Here is a 19,938-nt window from a genome sequence, read left to right on the forward strand (position 1 = left end):
CGGCTTGGAGTTCGGATTCGTCAAGGATTCCGGCTCTTACGAGGACTTCGCCTAGCGGCAGGTGGAGAGCCTTGGCGAGCAGGGCCAGTACACCCCGACAGGAGAAGCTGTCGGCCCCTGGTGGAAGGCGCCGCGGCCCTCCACAGAGCGCGGCCCCGGTTCCTCCGAACGAGGTACCGGGGCCGCGTCACATCCATGGCAGATGCGTTACCGCAGGTCAGACCTTGTCTTTCTCCTCCTCGGCCTCTTCTGCCACTTTGTAGGCAATGCCATCGAGGATGTCGTGCTCGCTGACCACGACCTCCGACGCGCCTGTGCGCTCCATGACGGCCAGCAGGACGAGCGCGCCCGCGGCGATCACGTCGATACGGCCGGGGTGCAGCACCGGGATCGCCGTGCGCTCCTCGTGGGTGGAGGCGAGCAGGCGCTCGGTGACCCGCTTGACCTCTTCATAGGAGATACGGGAGTGGTGGATCGCCGCCGAGTCGTACGCGGACAGACCGAGCGCGACGGCGGCGACCGTGGTCACCGAACCGGCCAGGCCCACCAGCGTGCGCGGCTCGCGCAGCGGCACGGTCCGCTCGGCGAGGTCGAGGGCCGCCTCGACGTCCGCCCTTATCGCCGCGATCTGCTCGGGCGTGGCCGGGTCGCCGGGGTGGTGGCGCTCGGTCATCCGCACACAGCCCACGTCCACGGAACGGGCCGCGCGCACATGGCGGGAGCCGACCACGAACTCGGTGGAGCCGCCGCCGATGTCGACGACGAGGTAGTCGCCGTCGGCGTGCAGCTCCCTGGTGGCGCCGGTGAAGGAGAACTCGGCCTCCTGGTCGCCGGTGATCACCTCGGGCTCGACGCCCAGGATGTCCAGGACGCCCCGGACGAAGTCGTCGCGGTTCTCGGCGTCGCGGGAGGCGGAGGTGGCGACGAAGCGCAGGCGCTCGGCGCCGAACTCCTTGATGACCGCCGCGTACTCGCGGCAGGCCGCGAAGGTGCGCTCCAGGGCCTCGGGGGCGAGGCGGCCGGTGCGGTCCACGCCCTGGCCCAGGCGCACGATCGTCATCCGGCGGTCCAGGTCGACGAGTTCGCCGGTCGCCGGGTCCGCGTCGGCGACGAGGAGGCGGATCGAGTTCGTCCCGCAGTCGATGGCGGCGACCCGGGTCACTTCTCGCCCTCCCCGGGCACGCAGGGGGTGACGCACGGGCCCTTCGCCCACCACTCGGGCAGCATCGCGATCGCCTCGTCGCCCAGCGGGTTCACCCCGGGCCCGGCCGCCAGCGAGTGGCCGACCAGCACGTGCAGGCACTTCACCCGGTCCGGCATGCCGCCCGCGCTCGGGAAGCCCTCCAGGACCTCGATGGCATCGCGGCGGGCGATGTAGTCCTCGTGGGCGGCGCGGTAGGCGGCGGCCAGCTCGGGGTCGGTCGCCAGCCGCTCCGTCATCTCCTTCATGACGCCGTTGGCCTCAAGGGTGCCGATCGCCGACGCGGCCCGCGGGCAGCTCAGGTAGTACGTCGTCGGGAACGGCGTGCCGTCGGGCAGCCGGGGGGCCGTCTCGACCACGTCCGGGTTGCCGCACGGGCAGCGGTGCGCGATCGCGCGCAGCCCGCGCGGCGGGCGGCCCAGCTGCTCCTGGAAGGCGGCGATGTCCGCGTCGGTCGGCTCGGTGTGGGGAGTCTGGGGCGGGGGCGTTTCCATCGCGGTGTCTGTCTCAGTCTCTGTCTGTCTGGATCTGTCGCTGGCGGTTCACGTCGTCAGTCGCCGGGCCGGTCGGCCTTGTCCACGCCGTCCCAGAGGTTCTGGTGCCAGGGGCGGCCGGTGGCGGCCTTGCCGTCGTGGCGGCCCTTGCCGGCCGACGGGTCGGTCACGGTGTAGCCGGTCTCGCCCGGAAACTGCATGTGCAGGTGCTCACGGGCCAGCCGCTTGATGTACGCGTCGTCCTGGAGCCGAGCCTTCTCGTCGCGCAGCCGCTCGACCTGCGCGGCCGCGTCGTGCTCCTTGCGGCGCTGCTCGGCGATGTCGCCGCGCTGCGACACGTACTGGCGCATCGGGTACGCGAGGGCCACCACCAGCGAGCACATCACCAGGGCGAGCAGCGCGGCCCGCCCGGTGAGCCGGGAGCGGCGTGCCTGGCGCTTGGTCTGGGAGCGGTAGACCCGGGCCGCGGTCTGCTCGCCGAGCACCTTGAGCCGGGCCGCGGTGGAGAACCGGTCCCGGTTGCCCTTGGCCATGTCGCCCCGCTCCCCTCACGTACGTACAACGTCCCCGGACACGGTACGGGACCGCGGCCGGGGACGTACGTACGACAGGGCGGTCAGCCCGTGTCAGGACTGGCCCGGGTCGGGACTTCTCAGCCCTTGAAGCGCGGGAACGCGCTGCGGCCCGCGTACACCGCGGCGTCGTCGAGGATCTCCTCGATGCGCAGCAGCTGGTTGTACTTGGCGACGCGCTCGGAGCGGGCCGGGGCGCCGGTCTTGATCTGGCCGCAGTTGGTGGCGACGGCCAGGTCGGCGATGGTGACGTCCTCGGTCTCGCCGGAGCGGTGCGACATCATGCACTTGAAGCCGCTGCGCTGGGCGAGCTCGACGGCGTCCAGCGTCTCGGTCAGCGAACCGATCTGGTTCACCTTCACGAGCAGGGCGTTGGCCGACTTCTCCTCGATGCCCCGGGCGAGGCGCTCGGGGTTGGTCACGAACAGGTCGTCACCGACGAGCTGGACCTGGTCGCCGAGCTTGGCGGTGATGGTGTTCCAGCCGGCCCAGTCGTCCTCGAAGAGCGGGTCCTCGATGGAGACCAGCGGGTACGCGGCGACGAGCTCCGCGTAGTACTCGGTCATCTCGGCGGCCGAGCGGGACTGGCCCTCGAACTCGTACTTGCCGTCCTTGTAGAACTCGGACGCGGCGACGTCCAGGGCGAGCGCGACATCCTTGCCCGGGGCGTAGCCGGCCTCCTTGATGGCCTCCAGGATCAGGTCCAGGGCGGCGCGGTTGGAGTCCAGGTTCGGGGCGAAGCCGCCCTCGTCGCCGAGGCCGGTGGACAGGCCCTTGCGCTTCAGGACGGCCTTGAGGGTGTGGTAGACCTCGGTGCCCCAGCGCAGCGCCTCGGAGAAGGACTCCGCGCCGATCGGGGCGATCATGAACTCCTGGATGTCGACGTTGGAGTCGGCGTGCGACCCACCGTTGAGGATGTTCATCATCGGAACGGGCAGCAGGTGCGCGTTCGGGCCGCCCAGGTAGCGGAACAGCGGCAGGTCGCTGGCCTCGGAGGCGGCGTGGGCGACGGCGAGCGAGACGCCGAGGATGGCGTTGGCGCCCAGCGAGCCCTTGTTGTCCGTGGCGTCCAGGTCGAACATCGCCTGGTCGATCAGGCGCTGCTCGGTGGCGTCGTAGCCGACGAGCTCCGGGCCGATCTGCTCGATCACGGCGAGGACGGCCTTCTCGACACCCTTGCCCTGGTAGCGGCTGGGGTCGCCGTCACGCAGTTCGATGGCCTCGAAGGCACCGGTGGAGGCACCCGAGGGGACGGCGGCACGGCCGGTGCTGCCGTCGTCGAGGCCGACCTCGACCTCGACCGTGGGGTTGCCTCGGGAGTCCAGGATTTCCCGGGCTACGACGACGTCGATGGACGGCACGAGCATCTCCTTCTGGGATGTGACGCGAAAACGCCGGGCCGCGTGGTCCGGCACCCCTGAGCCTAACCGGCTCCGGGGCATCCACCAGCCGACCGACCGGCCCGTGGGACGAAACGGGGGGCAAAATGTTCCCGAACAAAACAAAGCCCCGCCCCGGCGTGACGGGGGAGGCGCGCCGGGGCGGGAGTCTTTTCGCGGGGTCGGCCCCGCGGCCCCGGTTCAGCTTTCAGCTAAGTGGATCTCCGCGGGCCTCGCGGGCCGAACCTACCCCGACCGCTCCCCGCGCCCGCCCCGGCCCGTCAGCCGGTGACGGGACCGTCCTGTTCCGGCGCGTTCTTGGTCACCTGGGCGATCCACGGCGTCTTGGCGTCGGCGAGCTGGATCGCCTTGTCGTCCCAGGTGCCGTACCGCGGATTGACGTCGATCTTCAGCTTCTTCGACGCCTCCGTCAGCGTCCTGGTGACGGCGGCCTGGCCGGTGGGCGTGGACAGGTCGGCGCCGGTCGCGGCGGCCAGCCGGGTCAGCTGCACCTGCTCGCGCACCGCGTCGTCGATCTGGCCGGGGGCGACCCCGCGCTGCTGGAGGAGCATGGCCGCGAACGCCTGCTCGCCGCCCGACTGCTGGGCCATCGCGGCCCGGGCGTCCTGGAGCTCCTTGCGGCTCACGCTCACCCCGGCGTCGGCGGCGGCCCGGTCGAGGACCTTGTCGAAGATCAGCCCGTGCAGCTTGGCGCGGCTCAGCTGGCCGGTGTTCTTGATCAGCTGGGCGGACTGCGGCGAGGCCTGCTGCGCCGTACGGACGTCCTTGACCTGGGCCTGGAGCGCGGAGACCGGGATCCGGTCGCCTCCCACGACGGCGGCGGCGCCCGGGTGGGCCTCGCTGCCGCAGGCGGTCAGGAGTGGGCCCGCGCCGAGGAGCGCGACAGAGAGGGCGAGTGCGGTGCGACGGCGGCGGTGCAAAGGAGCCTCCCGGCGGATCGTGCGACAGTGCAGCGACCTGATGACCTTGCGGTGATCGATGTTAGGCAGTCTCAGTGGCGTGGGCCACTGATTCGCTCAACGATTCGGCCGCCTCGGGAGTCTCGGGCCGCAACATGATCGTCCGGGAGAGGACGAAGGTGACCGGAATCGCCGCCGCCGCGGCGACCAGCGGGGCCCAGGTGCTGCTGAACCCCAGCAGGTCCACCAGGACGTACATCCCGGCCGTGGTGATCACGAAGTTGGCCGCGTTGGTGAGCGGGAAGAGCAGGAACTTCCGCCAGGTGGGCCGGGTGCGGTAGGTGAAGTACGAGGTGAGGAAGAAGGAGCCCACCATGGCCAGCAGGAAGGCCGTGACATGGGCGACCACATACGGCACCCACGGCAGGAAGAGCAGATACAGGCCGTAGTACGTACCGGTGTTGACCACCCCCACCAGGGCGAACCGGACTATCTGGGCGGCGGTTCCCGGTTTCATCGGCGGGCGAACTCCCGGTCGGGGTGCTGGCGCGGCATCCGTCCGTCGGCGGGCGCCACCTCGGCGGTCTGCACATTCGTCGACTGCACCAGGAAGTGCGGACGGCGCTTGACCTCGTAATAGATCCGGCCGACGTATTCGCCGACCACGCCCACCATCACCATCTGCACTCCGGCGAGCGCGGTCACCACGACGAGCAGCGTCACATATCCGGGAGTGTCCACGCCGTTCACCATCGCGACACCGACGATCCACGCGGAATACGCCGTGGCGATCCCGAGCAGCAGCATGCCCAGATAGACGGCGGCCCGCAGCGGCTTGTTGTTGAACGAGATGACCCCGTCCATGCCGTAGTTCAGCAGCTTTCCGAACGTCCAGGCGGAACGTCCCTGTTCCCGGACCGCATTCTCGTAACCGAACGTGGCGGTGGGGAATCCGACCCAGGCGAAGAGCCCCTTGGAGAAGCGGTTGTACTCGGTGAGTTCGAGTACCGCGTCGACCGTCCTGCGCGAGAGCATGCGGAAGTCTCCCACGCCGTCGACCAGTTCCACATCGACCAGGCGGTTGATCAGGCGGTAGTACAGGCGCGCGGTGAGGGTGCGGGTGACGCGGTCGCCCTTGCGGGTGCGCTGGGCGATCACCTGGTCGTGGCCCTGGGCGTGCAGCTCCATCATCCGGCCGATCAGCTCCGGCGGGTGCTGGAGGTCGGCGTCCATGATCACCACGGCGTCCCCGGCGGCGTGCCGCAGCCCCGCGAGCATCGCCGCCTCCTTGCCGAAGTTCCGGCTGAAGGAGACGTAGCGGGCGCGCGGATCACGGGCCGCGATCTCCTGGAGCAGCGGGAACGTACGGTCCTTGCTGCCGTCGTCGACATAGAGGAGTTCGAATTCCGCGTCGAGCCGGGAGATTTCCTTGGTCACCTGATCATGGAAACGGCCGATGATCTCCTCTTCGTTGAAGCAGGGCACGACAATCGAGATGAGCACGGTTCTCCCCCGTCGATACGGAGTACGGCTGTGGCAGTCAACGAAGAACAGCCGGGCCAGACGTCCGGGGCGGATTCACCGAATGACGACCGGGCGTCAATCAAGTGAACTGAACCCCCGGGCCGCTGATTTACGTGCAACGGTCCGGCATATTCGACGGCAGCGAACAGCAGAGGATCCCCATGCCGACTCTCGAAGCCGTCCAGCTTCCCCCCGCCGCCCCGGCCGTGGCCGCCGGGCCCAGCTGGTCTCGCCCTGGTCCTACCCCCTCTTCCTCGGCGGGCTCGCGGCCGTGCTCGGCGGGCTCTTCGCCGCCGCGCGCTCCGGTGGGCGGCGGGGTGTGGTGCTGCTCGCGGTGGCCCTGCTGGCCGGGGCGCAGACCGCGCAGGCGGCGGTGACGGTGGCCTACGGCGACCGGGAGCGGCTGCACCGGCTCGACAGCTACCCGGCGTGGGGCGGGGCGCACGACGCGCGCGAGGAGGCGGTGGCCGGGGCGGACGGCTGGCCCGCGTACCGCACGGATCCGGGCCGGCGCCAGCTCACGGGCAACGACCCGCTGCTCGTCGGCGGCGAGGGCGCGTCGTACTACAGCAGTCTGACGCCCGACGTCCTGACGAAGACGATGACCGCGCTCGGCGGCGGCTGGACCTCGCGCGGCCGGTCCCTCCAGAGCCTGGACAACCCGGTCACGGACGCGGTGTTCGCGGTCGGGGCGCGGATGCGCGCGGACAAGGGCGGGGCCACGACGGTCACCCGCGCCCCGGTGCCGCCGCTGGTGACGGTGCGGGGCGGGGAGAGGGCGCCGACGTACGTGAAGTCGCCGTTCCGGAACCAGGAGTCGCTGCTCGGGGCGCGGGTGTACACCCTGCCGCGTACGGTCGCCGAGGGGTGTGCGGCCGGGCAGGAGGCGTTCCTGTGGGCGCCGGAGTACACGGGGTGGGCGCGGCTCGGGACGGCCGGGAAGTGGGTGGAGTTCCGGGGCGGCGCCCCGAAGCGCCGTGCGGCCCTGGCGCCGCTGGGCGTCTCGTCCGGCCCGTCGTCCGCCGTGGTGCTGCGCCCCGCCTACCAGAAGGCCCAGCTGGGCTGTCTGGACCGGGGCGCGCTGACGGCGGCGGTGGAGCGGCTGCGTACGACGGGGGCGACGGACGTGCACGTCACCGACAGCGGTGTACGGGCGGTGCTGCCCGCCGGGGCGAGCGGGACGGCGGTGTTCGCGATGCCGCGCATCGCCGGGTGGAGCTGCGCGGTGAACGGGGGCGCGTCCAAGCCGGCGGGGTCGTATCTGGGCCTGGTGTCGGCGGAGTTGAAGGCTTCGGGCTCCCCCTCCACCGTCTCCTGCGACTTCCGCCCGCCGGGCCTGAAGGCGGGTGCGGCGGCGGGAGTGGCCGGGCTGGTGGGGCTGATCGGTACGGGCGGGCTGCTGGCGGTACGCAAACGGCGGGCCGGGGCGCCGGAGCTCCCCTGACCCGCCGCCGCGTGTCCCGCTGCTTCGGTCCGGCTACTTCGCCACGACGGCGACCGGGGCGTCCCAGGCGTCCCGGTCGACCGTGAGGGTGACGCCGCCGTACGTCTCCTTCTTGTTGATGGCGTACTGGTGGCCCCGGCGGTGGCCCGACCACTTGGTCCCGAACGGGTAGTTGGTGGTGGTCGACGCGGTGTCGTCGTACGCGGCGTACCAGATCGCGTCCGGCATGTCGGTGCCCGGCGAGACGGCCGCGACGACGGCGGCGCTGGAGGAGGCGAAGCCGTAGTAGCCGGTGCGGTAGCCCTTGGCGTGCAGGGCCTTGTTCCAGGCGCGGGTGTAGGTGAGCACGGTGTCCTTGCAGGAGGTGTTCGCGGTGTCGAACCCCTCCATGTCGAGGTGGACCGGGCTGCCCGGGCGCATCCCGAGCGCGCCCGCCTTGGCGCCGGCGTCGGCGCCGTCCGTGGCCCCCAGGGAGGCGGCGGTGGCGGCCGTCATCCGCTCCGGGTCGCTGCCGGACTTGCAGGGCGGCTGCGCGCCCACGTACAGGGGGATGAGCTTCCACCCGACCGCGCTGACGGCCTTCACCCAGTCACGGGTGAGCTGGGGCTGGGCGCACCCGCGGTTCTTGCCCCCGATGTACACGGCGGCGCCGCCGTACGGCGAGGCGGTCTTCCACGCCTTCATCTGGGCGAGGGTGGGGGCGGTGCAGGTGTCGAAGGCGCGGCCGGTGAAGGTGGCGGGCTTGGAGAGCGAGACGGGCCGCGCGGGCATGGCACCGGCGGCCGGGGCCCCGCCCCCGGAGGAGGCGGCCTGGGCGGTGAGGGCACCGCCGACGAGGAGGACTGCGCCGCCGAGGGCCATGGCTATGGTGCGGTGCTTCTTGGTCAGGCGGTGACGAGCCACATCGATTCCTCAACTGGTCGCGAAAGAAACTGATCACGAAAGAACACGAAAGAAGGGGAGGAGGGCGTGTGCCCTCCTCCCCTCTCACTTCTGCTGACGTACGTCAGCCGCTACTCAAGGAACTCCCGGCGGAACAGGACCTCCGGCGGGACCGGGAGCCGCGGTTCCAGGGGGCGGGGATCGAGCACGAGCCTACCCAGCCCCTCCAGCGCGTCGGCGCCCAGCCTGCCGAGCTCGGCGTCGAACGCCCCGTAGAGGGCGCCGCTCTCGCCGACGAGCAGGACGCAGTTGCGACGGGAGAACACACCCACCGGGTACACCGGCTCGCCCGCGGCCCGGCTCCAGGTGGTCACCCACCCGGCGAGCTGCGGGGTGATGATCTCCACGTCGTCCTCGGACGCGCTGTCCCGGGGGTCCGTGAAGACCAGGCGCAGCCCGCCGAACTCGTCGAGGAAGGCCAGGGCCGCCTCGGGAGCCGGCCCGTAGTCGGCCACCAGCTGGGCCGCCGGGGCGGTGCCGGACGCACGGCCCGGCACCCACCCCGCGGTCCGCAGGACGCGGCGAGCCGCGTCCTCGTACCGCTCTTCGGACTCAGAACGCATCGCCAGGCCTCAAGTGTTTGAACAGGTCCACGGCATCGTGGAACGTCGCCGCACAGTTCTTGCAGAACGGCATCGGTACGCCCGACCTTGTGTTCACCGTCAAGAACGCGAGGTTCGGCCGTGCCGAGGCGCCGGCGTCGAACGCTCCCGCGCAGGCTCCGATCTCCGCGCAGCCCTCGACATCCTGCCAGACCTCCTTGGAGACCTTCGGCATGTGCTCGGTGATCTCGTGGTCGAGACCGTGACGGCCGCCCATGGTGGCCGCCTCTCCCCGGAAGCCGACGCCCATGATCTCGCTGCCTTCGGCGGCGGCCCGGTCGTAGGCGATGGAGACCGTGGTGGGCGGCTCCACACCGCGCTTGGCGTAGTCGGAGAGCACCTTCTGCCGGTGTGCCTTCAGCGGGTCGGTGATCTTGTCGATGATGCCGTGGGCCTCGTCCTGCCCGATGTTGCAGTTGTGGACGAGAACCGGCGTGTCCCCGGCCTCCACGTAGTACGTGTGGAGACCGTCGACCGTCAGGTCGTACGTGATCGTGTTCGCGTGGTACAGGCGGACGCCCGTGACCTCGGCCGTGCCGGTCGGGGTCTGGAGGACGTCGCCCTCGTGGAGGTCCTTGGCCTCCACGAACGCCGACTGCGTGGCGTCGTAGAACGGGTGGTGGAACGTGGTGGTGAGGTGGTCGCCCTTGGCGGTCACCTCCGCCGCCTGGGCCTTCTGCGGGGTCGCCGTCAGCGCGCCGAGGACCGCCGCCGAGGCCGCGAGGCCCAGCGCCGCCCTGCGGACCGCCTTCTTGACCGCCGCACCGCGCTTCGTGGCCTTGATCGTGACGTCGACGAAGTCGTGGTCCGTCTCGGTCACGATGACGGCCGTCACCTTGTGCGACTCGGTGCCGGAGGCGCCGGGGGCCGCGTTCGCCACCGTGTCGCCGACCTTGATCTTGTCGATGGCCTTGGTCGAGCCGTTGGCCATCAGCACCTTGGTGTTGCCGGTGAAGCTGTGCGGAGGCCGGACCTTGCAGCCGATGCCGGACTCGCTGCGCGAGCCCGCCCCTTCCGCCTGGGCCCTGGACGCCGCCGTCTCCGTGGCATCCCGCGCCGCCGTCTCCTCGGCCGCCGCGCCCTTCCCGAACAGACCGCCCACGGCCTTCATCGCCTTGGGGGCCGCCTTGGCGAGCAGGGAGCCGCCGATCTTGCCGAGGACGCCGCCCAGCGCGCCGGACACCGCGCCCTCCGCCGCGGAGCCCGCGAAGGCTCCGAGGCTGCATTCGTCGCCGCCCTTCTGGGCGCAGGCGAAGCCCTGGGTGACCAGGGAGCCGACCGCTCCGGCGACCGCCGCGCAGCCGATGGAGCCGACGCCCGCGGTGACCGCCTCACAGCCCATGAAGACCGCCGTGGAGACCACGAACGAGGTGATCGCGGCCGCGTGGTGCTTCACGAACGTGGCCGTCGTCTTCGCCGCCTTCACGGTGGCGTGATAGGCCGTGCGGGCCGCCTTGGCGACGGTGTGGACCGCCGCCTTGGCGGTCTTCTTGACCGCCTTGACCACGCGCTTCACCGTCTTGGTGACCTTGTGGTACGCCGTGTGTACGGCATGCACCGCCGCGTGGTAGACGCGCTTCACCTTGCGTACCGCGTAGTGGTAGACGCGGCGCACCACCCGCACCGTGGCGCGGTAGACGTCACGGACCCGGTGGACGACCTTCTTCGCCACGTGCTTGGCGACCTGGACGACCTGGTGCACCACCTGGACGGCGGCGTGGTAGACCGGCGCCACGACCTGGTGGACGACCGCGGCGGTCTTGTGGGCCACCTTCTTGGCGCCGCACACCACGTCGTACCAGGAGCAGTTGCCGGACTGGTCCGTACCCGCGAGCGGGTTGTCGTTGACGTACGCGAACGGGTTCGCGGACACCGAGTTCGGGACCGGGTTCAGCGAGATGGAGTCCTTGTTGCGGAACTGGCCGGTCGCCGGGTTGTACCAGCGCGAGGCCGTGCCCACATCGCCCGAGCCGGGCTCGGTCCAGCCGGACTGGAAGCCGAGGTGGCCGAGGACGGTGTTGGTGCCGATGCCCTTGCCCAGCGGGTCGTAGCTCGCCGAGCCGGACAGCGCGGTCGCGCCGGCCGTGAAGGTGCCGATGACGTCGTCGTGCTGGTCGGTGAGGGCCAGCGAGCTGCCGGAGGAGCCGTTGCCGACGCCGATCAGCGAGCCCGACGGGTCGTAGGTGTAGGTGTAGTTGCCGTCGGAGGCGATGGTGTTGCTCGCGCCCGAGTACTGGAAGGTGCGGCTGCCCTGGGTCGCGGTGTCGGTGTCGGTGATGTTCCGCCCGGCCGCGTCCAGGTTGTACGCGTGGGTGCCCGCGGTGATCTGGGCGCCGAACGCGTCGGTGGTGAAGGCGACGGTGCCGTCCGACCCGGCCTGCTGGGTCATGGTGCCCCGGGCCGAGTAGCTGTAGGTGTGGTTGCCGTCCGAGGTCAGCTGGTCGCGGGCGTCATAGGTGTAGACGTCCGCGCCGACCCGGGTGCGGTTCCCGGAGGCGTCGTAGGCGTAGTTGGTCGTCGTGGAGCCGTTGTTCCACGAGCTGAGGCGGTTGGCGTGGTCGTAGGTGTAGGTGTGGCTCGCCGCGCCCGGCACCCCGGTCGTCGTCTTCGACGTCAGGTTGCCGTTCTTGTCGTAGCCGTACCCGATGGAGGCGAGGCCGGTGGCGCCCTGCATCAGGGTGTCGCCGGTCAGCCGGTGGGCGGTGTCGTAGGTGTAGGTGCGGGTCTGGCCGGTGGCGCCGTACTTGACCTGGGAGACCTCGTTCAGCTTGCCGTACGTGTAGGTCAGCCGGTTGCCGGTGGCCGCGTCGTCCAGGGTGGACAGCCGGCCCGCGGTGTCGTAGCCGTACGTCGTCGTGCCGGCCGCGTCGGTGCGGGTCAGCGGAGACGAGTCGGAGTTGTAGGTGAAGCTGGAGGAGCCGGCCGAGCCGGACGCGGAGAGCAGGTCGCCGCGGTCGTCGTAGCCGAACGCCTCGTGGGTGGCCGACTGGTGGTCGGTGTTGCCGGTGATGCCCGCCTCGGCGGTGTCGGCCGCCAGGACCCGGCCCGACTTGTCGTAGGTGAAGGAGCGGGTGGCGGTCGCCGCGTCCGCGCCCTGGCCGTCCATGGTCAGGACCTGGTCGTTCTTGTCGTACGTCAGGGACGTCGACGTACCGCCCGGCTTGACGGCCTTGACCATCCGGCCGTCGGCGTCATAGCTGAAGGTGCTGGTGGTGTCCGCCGCCGAGGTGTACTGCGCGGTGGACGGCTCGATCACCTTCTCCTGCTGGCCCCACGGTGTGTAGGTGTAGCGCCAGGAGTTGCCCCGCCCGTCGGTGAACCGGGTGCGGTGGCCCGCCTGGTCGTAGCCGAAGCTGGTGGTGATGGACGCGGTGTCGGAGACCGGCTGGATCTCCTGGGTGACCGTGCCCGCCGCGTCGTAGGTGAAGCGGGAGGTGTGGCCGAGGGCGTCGGTCGTGGTGACCGCGTTGCCCACCGCGTCATAGCCGATGGAGGACTGGGCGAGCAGGGTGTCCGAGGCGTCGTACTGCTTGTTGTACGTCGGCTGCCCGGCCGCGTTGTAGTCCGTCTCCGTCCAGGTGTTGTCCGGCAGGATCGTCTTCTGGGGGTTGCCCTCGAAGTCGTAGGTGAGCCGGGTGGTGTTGCCCGCCGCGTCCGTGGCGGAGGTGGCCTCGCCCACCCGGTTGTAGCCGTACGAGGTGGTCACCCCGCCCGGCGTCGTCGACGACGAGAGGTGGGTGCCGTACGGGTTGCCCGTGGTCACCGCGTAGGAGTTGGTGCTGGTCAGCGTCCGGGTGGACGGGAACCGCTCCAGGGTGGTGGAGGTGAGCTGGCGGCCCAGGTAGTCATAGGTCGCCTGGGTGGTGGCACCGGTGCCGTCGGTCACCGAGAGCGGGTCGCCGGCGTTGTCGTACGTGGTGTGCACGGTGGCGCCGTCGGGCCTGGTGACCTGGGCGACGCGGCCCAGCTGGTCGTAGAGGTAGCTGGTGGTGCGCCCGCCCGGGCTGGTCGACGACGTCTGGTTGCCCTCGTCGTCGTACGTCCAGGTGGCCGGTGCGGTGACCGAGGTGGACCCCCCGGCCGGGGTGTACTGCGGCAGGGTCTGGGAGACCTTGTTGCCGTTGGCGTCGTAGGCCGTGGTGGTCACGTCGCCGCCCGGGCCCTGCTCCTCGACGGCCTCACCGAAGGTGTTGAAGCCGCTGGTGGTGACGGGGCGCACGGTGAGCGGGTTGGTGCCGTCCGTCTCCGCCTGGACCGCCGGGGCGGTGGCGACCGCCAGGTTCCCGGCCTCGTCGTAGGCGTAGGTGGTGGTGTTCTGGTTGGCGTCCGTCATGGACGTGCGCAGACCGCGCTTGTCGTAGGTGTACGTGGTCTTCTGCTCGTCCGAGGAGGCGGCGGTGCCGCCGGTGCGTCCCTTGCCGTAGAGCGAGGTGACATCGGCCGAGGAGAACGCGCGCTGGTAGACCTGCACGTTCGAGACCCCGCCGGGCAGCGCGTCGACCACGCCGCCGCCGTACTTGGCGGCGCCGATCATCAGCGGCCCGTGCGCGCTCCAGGGAGCGCTGTTGGTGGCGCTGCCGGAGAGCGTGCCGTTGACGAAGACCTGCACCGCGCCGTTGGTGGCGTTGTACACGCCGACGACGTGCGTCCAGGTGCCCGCGACGGGCTTCGCCGTCGAGTAGGCGGCCGGGAACGAGGTCCCCGGTGCGTCGGTGCTGGTCTGCTCCATGGACCACAGCGGCGCGTTGGTGTGCGCGTAGTTGTACTGGAGCATGAACGCGCTGTTGGTGGTGCCCGCCTGGGCGACGACCGTGGCGTTGTGGGTCGGCAGCGACGCCATGTTCACCCACGCGGAGACCGTGTAGGAGGCGGCGGTGTCGAGCACCGGGCCGTTGGTGGCGATCTGCTGGCCCGCGGTGCCCGCGAAGGTGGCCGATGAGCCGTTCCAGGTCACGCCGGTGGCGGCGGCGGTGTTGCCGGAGCCGGAGGCGTCGGTGACGGTCGAGCCGGAGGACTGGTCGAGCTTCCACCAGCCGCTCGGGTGTCCGGCGGCGTCGCCGTACAGCGTCTCGGCGATCTTGTTGCCCATCGCGTCGTACGCGTTGGTGACCGTGCGGTCCCAGCCCGAGGAGTCGTGGCTGTTCTCGGTGGCGATCTCGTCGTCCGGCGTGTAGGACACGCTGGTGACGCGGGCGACACCGGTCGGGTCGACGGTGCTGGAGGTGTTGCGCGAGGCCGCGTCGACCGTGTGGGTCGTGACGGTCTCACCGTTGTCGGCGGCCGTGGAGATCACGTTGCCGGCGGCGTCGTAGGTGTTGGACTGCAGCACCGTCGAGCTGTTGCCGTCGGCGCTCTTCTTGGTGACCGTCGCCGCCAGACCGTTGTCGGTGTAGGTGTACGAGGTCGTCGCGCCCATGGCGTCGGTGACCGAGGCGAGCCGGCCCGCCGGGTCGTAGGCCCGGGAGGACTCGGTGAGCAGCGTCGGCGTCTGCGGGTTGACCGGGTCGCCGCTGTACATGACGCCCTGGGTCAGCAGCTGACCGTTGTCGTCGTAGGTGTAGCGGGTCTCGGTTCCCGAGGAGGTGACCTCCTTGGTCTTGTTGCCCTGGCTGTCGTAGGTGTACGTGACCGTGCTGCCGTTGGACGCGCCCGCGTTGGCGTTGGCGTCCTTCTTGGTGGCGAGGTGGTCGTACGCGTCGTAGGTCTGCGTCTCGGTGCGGGTGTAGTCGCCGCCGCTGCCGTCCGCGACCGACTGCGACGTGATGTTGCCGTCGACGTCGAAGACGGTGGTGGAGACCGCCGCGTGGACCGCGCCGGTGACCCGGTCGGTGAGCTGCGGGTCCTTCTCCTGCACGACCTGGCCGTCCGCGTCGTACGTGTACGTCGTGGTCAGACCGGCCGGGTAGGTGTCGGAGACGACCTTCTTGCTCAGGACCTGGCCGACACCGTCATAGGTGTACGAGGTGACCAGACCGGCCGCGTCCGTGGTCGAGGCCACGTCGCCGCTCTTGAGGTAGGCGACGGAGTTGACCGCGCCGCCCGGGCTGACCGTGCGCACCGGCAGGCCCTTGGGGACGTTGCCGCTGTCCGCCGCCGGGTAGGTGGCGGTGCCGTCGCTGAAGACGGTCGTGGTGGTGCGCCCGCTGGGGAAGCCCGCCACGGCCGGACCGGTGATGGTGGTCTGGTTGCCCGCGCTGTCGTAGCCGAAGGACGTCAGATAGGTGTTGTCCGTCGCGGAGGCCGAGCGGCCGTCGCGCCGGGTGAGCAGGATGTCGTTGCGCGGGTCGGCGGTGGTGAGCTGCTCGGTGGTGTCGTCCGGGAAGTAGCTGAAGTACTCCGTGGAACAGGCGTTGGCGGCCTGGTTCTGGCAGGTGGTCGTGGAGACCGTGTTGCCGCGGACGTCATGGCCGGTGACCGTCGTCGCCCCGTTGGGGTTGGTGACGGTGTGCTCGTAGCCACCGGTGTCGTAGCCGAAGCTGGTGGTGTTGCCGAGGCCGTCGGTCTCGGTCAGCGTCCGGTTGTTGTGGTTGACGTCGTACTGGTAGGTGAGGGTGGCGTTGGCCGGGGACGTGACCTTGACGGTCGACACCGGCAGCAGGCCCGTGGAGTTCTTCGCGGCCTGGAAGTGCGCGGCCGCGTCCTGCGCGGTGAGCGCCGAACGGTAGGTGGCGACCTCCGCGAGCGAGCCGTTGAAGTACACGGTCGCCGGGTAGGGCAGACCGGCCCAGCCGGAGCCGGTGGTGGCGGCACCGATGTAGTCGGTGGTGCGCCCGCCGGTGGTGAGCCCGGCCGTGCCGGTCCTGGTGGCCGCCTGGGTGCCGTCCAGGTAGAGCGTCTGGCCGCTGCCCGTGGCGGAGAGCAGCACATGGTGCCACTTGCCGTCGGTGACCGTGCCGGCGGTGCCCATCTGGACGGAGCCGGAGGTGGTGTAGAAGCCGCCGTACAGCTTGTTGTCGGTGCCGATCCACAGCTGCGGGGTGGTCGAGCCGACCGTGCCCCCGATCGGCCCGTTCTGCGCGTTCATCAGGACCGCGCCGCCGCGCGTGGTGCTGAACCAGAGTTCGGCGGAGGCGGAGGTGCTGCCGGTCTGGACGTCCGGCACCTGCACCCAGGAGCTGGTGCCGTTGAAGGACGCCGCCTTCTGGTCGCTGAACGGGCCGGTGGCCCCCAGCGTCACATTGCTGTACGTGCCGTTGCCGCCGCGCGTCTCGTCGACCGCGGTCGCCGCGCCCGCCGCCTCACCGAGGCGGAAGTACGTGGCGGGAGCGCCGCCGAGGACCGCGCCCCGGTAGGTCTGGCTGGAGCCGGTGACCGTGGGGGCGCCGAGCTTCCAGACACCGCCGTTCTCGTCGGTGACCTGGGTGAGCGCCGCGGTGCCCGGGTCGTAGGTCATCGCCGCGTACGTCTTGCCGGACGGGCGGGTGACGGAGGACAGCAGGCTGGAGGCGTGCGTGCCGTAGTTGTAGAGCGCGCTGACGTCGGCGGCGACCAGCGGGCGGTCGTACCACGCGGCGCCCGCGATGGAGCCGTTGAAGTAGGTGGCGTAGCCGGTCTTGCTGGTGCTGCTCTGGTGCGGCTGGTCGGGCCAGTTGCCGCCCAGGAAGCCGGTGCCGAGGTAGTTGAACGGCTGGTTCTTGCCGAAGGCGGTGCCGCTCTTGATGGAGACGGTGCCCGACAGCGAGCCGACCTTGGCGTTGTCGAGGAACAGCGACTGCGAGTTGCCCGCGGCGGAGAGCACCACGTGGTGCCACTTGCCGTCGGCGACCGAGGCGGAGGTGGTGAGCGGGGCGATGCCGCCGCTGTACCAGAACTCGGCGTTCAGCTTGCCGTCCGTGCCGACGTAGATCGACGGCGTGTAGTACCCGGCCGCGTTGCCCGCGTCGATGGGCTGCGAGGCGTACGAGTAGAGGACGCCGGGGCCCGCCGAGGTCTTGAACCAGAGCGACAGGGCGCCCGAGTCGGTGTTGTTGCCGGTGTTGTTGGGGAGCGCCACGGCGGAGGAGGTGCCGTTGAAGCCGGCGGCGGTGCCGCCGTTCGGCGGGCCCGCCTGGCCGAGCGTGACGTTCTTGTACGTGGCGTTGAGGGTGCTCTGGTTGCCGAGGACGGCGTCCTTGGCGACCGTGCCCGAGGCCTCGCCCAGCGGCCACATGGCGCGCGGGTCGAGGTCGAGCGAGGCGTTCTGGTACTGGGAGCCCGCGGTGTAGGTGTACTTGGTGCAGGCGGTGGTGGAGGACGGCGGGCAGACCGAGACGAGCTGGTCGCCGGTGTAGCCGTAGGTCCAGGTCAGCGCGGAGGACGGGGTGCCGGCGACGACCGGGTCGGTGACGACGGTCGCCACGTGCGCGGCGCTCGCGCCCGACGGCGTGGACCAGGTGACGTTCAGGGCCCGCCCGGAGACGGCCGAGGCCATCTTGGAGACACGGCCGCCGGACCAGGTGAGGGTCAGGGCGCGGCCGTTGGCGTCGGTCACCGAGGTGAGGCCGTAGCCGCCGGAGCCGAGCGCCTGGGTGAAGGTGTAGACGGTGTCGTCCTTGTCGGTCAGCGAGTAGCCGCCGGTGACCGACTTGAAGGTGGAGAAGCGGCCGGAGCCGGACGAGAAGCTGCCGTCGCCGTTCTTGCCGTACCCGACCTGGGAGCCGTTCGGGTAGGAGATGACCGCGCTGGTGACGGCGCCCGAGGCGTTGTACTGCTCGGTGGCGCGGGTGTCGAAGATCGACGACCAGCCGGCGCCGAAGGAGCCGGTCCAGCGCGGGTCACGGGAGTTGTAGTCGCGCACCACGTCGAGGCTGGGGCCGACGGTGGAGATCGAGGCGTCCGTGTCGCTGGTGGTGTAGTTGCCGTTGGACGCGTCGAAGCCGTGGTCGCCGCTGTTCTGCGAGAGCCCCGAGGTGATCACCGGCTGGGGCACCTGGATCTGCAGCGCGTACCAGTCGGCGGCCGGGGTGTAGAGCGAGCCGTCGTACCCCTGGACCGTCCAGTAGTACGTCTGGCCCCACTTGAGCTTGCCCGCCGGGACCGTCCAGTCGCCGGTGGCGATCAGGCCCGAGTCGGCGACCTTGGTGTTGGTGTTGTCGTAGACCTGGAAGACGTACTGCGGGGTGGTGGTGACGTCGTCGCCCGCCCAGGCGGTCAGGTGGGGCGTGGTGGTGTCCGCGACGGCGTTGTTGTTCGGGTACTGCTGGTAGATCTGCGGGGCCGCGTTGCCGGTGTAGGTGACCGACATGTACGGGCCGAGCGCCGGGTCGTTGAACGAGCCGAACTGCTTCCAGTGCAGGTTGTCGTTGGTCGCCGCGTAGACCGCGAGGCCGTTGTCGGCGGTGGTGCCGTTGAACCAGCCCTGGATCGCGCTGGTGGCCAGCGGCACGTCCACCCAGTCGCCCACGGTCCGGTCGGCGCCGGTGTTGGCGCAGGCCTTGGGGACGCTCGGGGTGGCGTTGCCGATGGAGGAGCCGTAGGACGGGCCGGGGTAGCTCGTCACCGTGTCGGGCTTCCAGGCCTGGGTGACCAGGGCGACGTCGAAGCGCTCCGGGGTGCAGGTGGAGGCCCAGGTGTCGAAGAGGTGCAGGGTCGCCGAGGTGACCGTGGCGTGCGTGCCGTCCCAGGTGTTGTACCAGTGGTTGACGTACGAGGCCGCCGAGTGCGGGCCGGAGTCGTAGGACCCGACCTTGACCGTCTGCTCGGAGGAGTGGTCGCCGGCGGGGAGGCCGGACTCCGCGTAGGTGGTGGTCCAGCCGTCGGTGACGGTCGGGTCGACGGTGACCGGGAAGACCCGGGCGCGGTCGTGCAGCCAGCGCGGGTCCAGGGTGACCTTCAGGGCGGTCCTGGCGCCCTGGCGGATCAGCTGGTAGGTCACCGAGTGGGTGGTGGCCGGGTCACCGGAGCGCGGATCGACCTTCGCGTCGTAGGCGTACGCGGAAGGGATGCGCTCGACGGTCTTGCCGGCGGCGTCCACCAGCTCGATGGAGCCGTCCTTGGCCTGCTCGGCCGTCAGGCCCTTGAGGTCGAGGGGGAAGGTCCAGCTGTTGCCGGCCTTCGCGGAGTGCAGGACGATCGCTTCCTTGAGCCCGGTCGCGGTGGGCGCGAGCTCCAGGTCGGTGTCGGGAAGCACCTTGGCGTAGGTGACGTGGGAGCCGTGTGCGGTGCCGGTGACGGGGGCCGCGCCCTGGAGGCCGTAGCTGAGGGCGTGCGAGCCGTCGGCGGCGAAGGAGGCGAGCGCCGGGTCGGCGGCCTTGGCGGCGAAGTCGACGTCGAGGGAGTTGGCCTTCTCGTGCCAGCGCTTGTCCGGCCCGGCTCTCACATCGACGTCGATGGGCTGCCATTTGCCCTCTTCGTCCTTGTAGTTCACCGGCGTCATGGCGAGCTGCCGGGTCAGGGTGCCGTCCGCGTTGTCGAAGACCGTGGCGGTACGGGTGGACTTGACCGGATTGCGGCGGCTCGTCTTGGAGTTGAAGCCCTGGGCCGAGCGGCTCTTGCCGCCCTTGGTGGCCTTCGCGTACGGCTGGTACGCGTCGAGCTCGCCGTGGCCCTTGCCCGGCTTGTGGCCCTTGCCCTTGTTCGCCTTGGTGGCGGCGGCGCCGGTGTGGTGGCCGTGCCCGGCGGCGGTGCCGCTCTGCTGCTTGGGCAGCGAGCCCCAGTGCGGGTCCTTGAACCAGGCGGTGATCGAGCTGAGGCTGGGCAGCGATATCCGGCCCAGATGGGCGTCGTCGGCCATGGCCTGCTGGGTGGTCAGCATCAGTGCGAGGCTGGTGAGCAGCAGCAGTGCCACGCGTCTTTGACGGCGGCGGTACAACGAGGGCCGCCGCGGGGAACGGCGGAAGGGACGCGGACGCACGAGGCGACTCCCAAAGGACGGCCACAGAA

The 19,938-nt window shown here is 70.7% G+C and carries 11 protein-coding genes; 1 reads left to right on the forward strand and 10 read right to left on the reverse strand.

What is annotated here, in order from left to right; translation table 11 throughout:
- Positions 1-217: 217 nt before the first annotated feature.
- From A8W25_RS12650 to A8W25_RS12680, 7 genes are all read right to left on the reverse strand, one after another.
- A complete protein-coding gene (locus A8W25_RS12650; protein WP_067159887.1) occupies positions 218-1,162 on the reverse strand; it encodes a Ppx/GppA phosphatase family protein in 945 nt (314 codons plus the stop codon).
- Entirely contained in the window at positions 1,159-1,695 is a 537-nt protein-coding gene (locus A8W25_RS12655) for a DUF501 domain-containing protein (RefSeq protein WP_067159890.1), read from the reverse strand. The genes A8W25_RS12650 and A8W25_RS12655 overlap by 4 nt, the downstream gene beginning before the upstream one ends.
- Positions 1,696-1,751: 56 nt before the next feature.
- On the reverse strand, positions 1,752-2,228 hold the full coding sequence (locus A8W25_RS12660; RefSeq protein ID WP_067159893.1) for an FtsB family cell division protein: 477 nt from the start codon (positions 2,226-2,228) through the stop codon (positions 1,752-1,754).
- 119 nt (positions 2,229-2,347) lie between these two features.
- Entirely contained in the window at positions 2,348-3,628 is a 1,281-nt protein-coding gene (gene eno / locus A8W25_RS12665; protein ID WP_107470690.1) for a phosphopyruvate hydratase, read from the reverse strand.
- A 299-nt stretch (positions 3,629-3,927) separates the two neighbouring features.
- Positions 3,928-4,587 carry a SurA N-terminal domain-containing protein gene (locus A8W25_RS12670; protein WP_067159900.1) on the reverse strand — a complete coding sequence of 220 codons (660 nt, stop codon included), beginning with the start codon at positions 4,585-4,587 and terminating at the stop codon, positions 3,928-3,930.
- Between the two features lie 61 nt (positions 4,588-4,648).
- Positions 4,649-5,083, reverse strand: coding sequence for a GtrA family protein (locus A8W25_RS12675; RefSeq protein WP_067159903.1), 435 nt, complete (start codon positions 5,081-5,083; stop codon positions 4,649-4,651).
- Positions 5,080-6,069, reverse strand: a complete 990-nt coding sequence (locus A8W25_RS12680) for a glycosyltransferase family 2 protein (protein WP_067159908.1) — start codon at positions 6,067-6,069, stop codon at positions 5,080-5,082. Before A8W25_RS12680 ends, A8W25_RS12675 begins: the two co-directional genes overlap by 4 nt.
- 292 nt (positions 6,070-6,361) lie before the next feature.
- Between A8W25_RS12680 and A8W25_RS12685 the strand changes: the two genes are divergently transcribed.
- Positions 6,362-7,534, forward strand: coding sequence for a hypothetical protein (locus A8W25_RS12685; RefSeq protein WP_067159911.1), 1,173 nt, complete (start codon positions 6,362-6,364; stop codon positions 7,532-7,534).
- Between the two features lie 33 nt (positions 7,535-7,567).
- On the opposite strand, the gene A8W25_RS12690 is transcribed toward A8W25_RS12685, so the two are convergent.
- The 3 genes from A8W25_RS12690 to A8W25_RS12700 form a co-directional block, all read right to left on the reverse strand.
- A complete protein-coding gene (locus tag A8W25_RS12690) occupies positions 7,568-8,437 on the reverse strand; it encodes a glycoside hydrolase domain-containing protein (RefSeq protein ID WP_067159914.1) in 870 nt (289 codons plus the stop codon).
- Positions 8,438-8,547: 110 nt separating this feature from the next.
- Positions 8,548-9,039: an SUKH-3 domain-containing protein gene (locus tag A8W25_RS12695; protein WP_067159917.1), complete on the reverse strand. Its 492-nt coding sequence runs from the start codon at positions 9,037-9,039 to the stop codon at positions 8,548-8,550.
- A complete protein-coding gene (locus tag A8W25_RS12700) occupies positions 9,029-19,843 on the reverse strand; it encodes a LamG-like jellyroll fold domain-containing protein (RefSeq protein WP_067159919.1) in 10,815 nt (3,604 codons plus the stop codon). The genes A8W25_RS12695 and A8W25_RS12700 overlap by 11 nt, the downstream gene beginning before the upstream one ends.
- Between the last annotated feature and the right edge of the window lie 95 nt (positions 19,844-19,938).

Origin of the sequence: Streptomyces sp. ERV7 (genome assembly GCF_001653515.1) — a bacterium.
GTDB lineage: Bacteria > Actinomycetota > Actinomycetes > Streptomycetales > Streptomycetaceae > Streptomyces.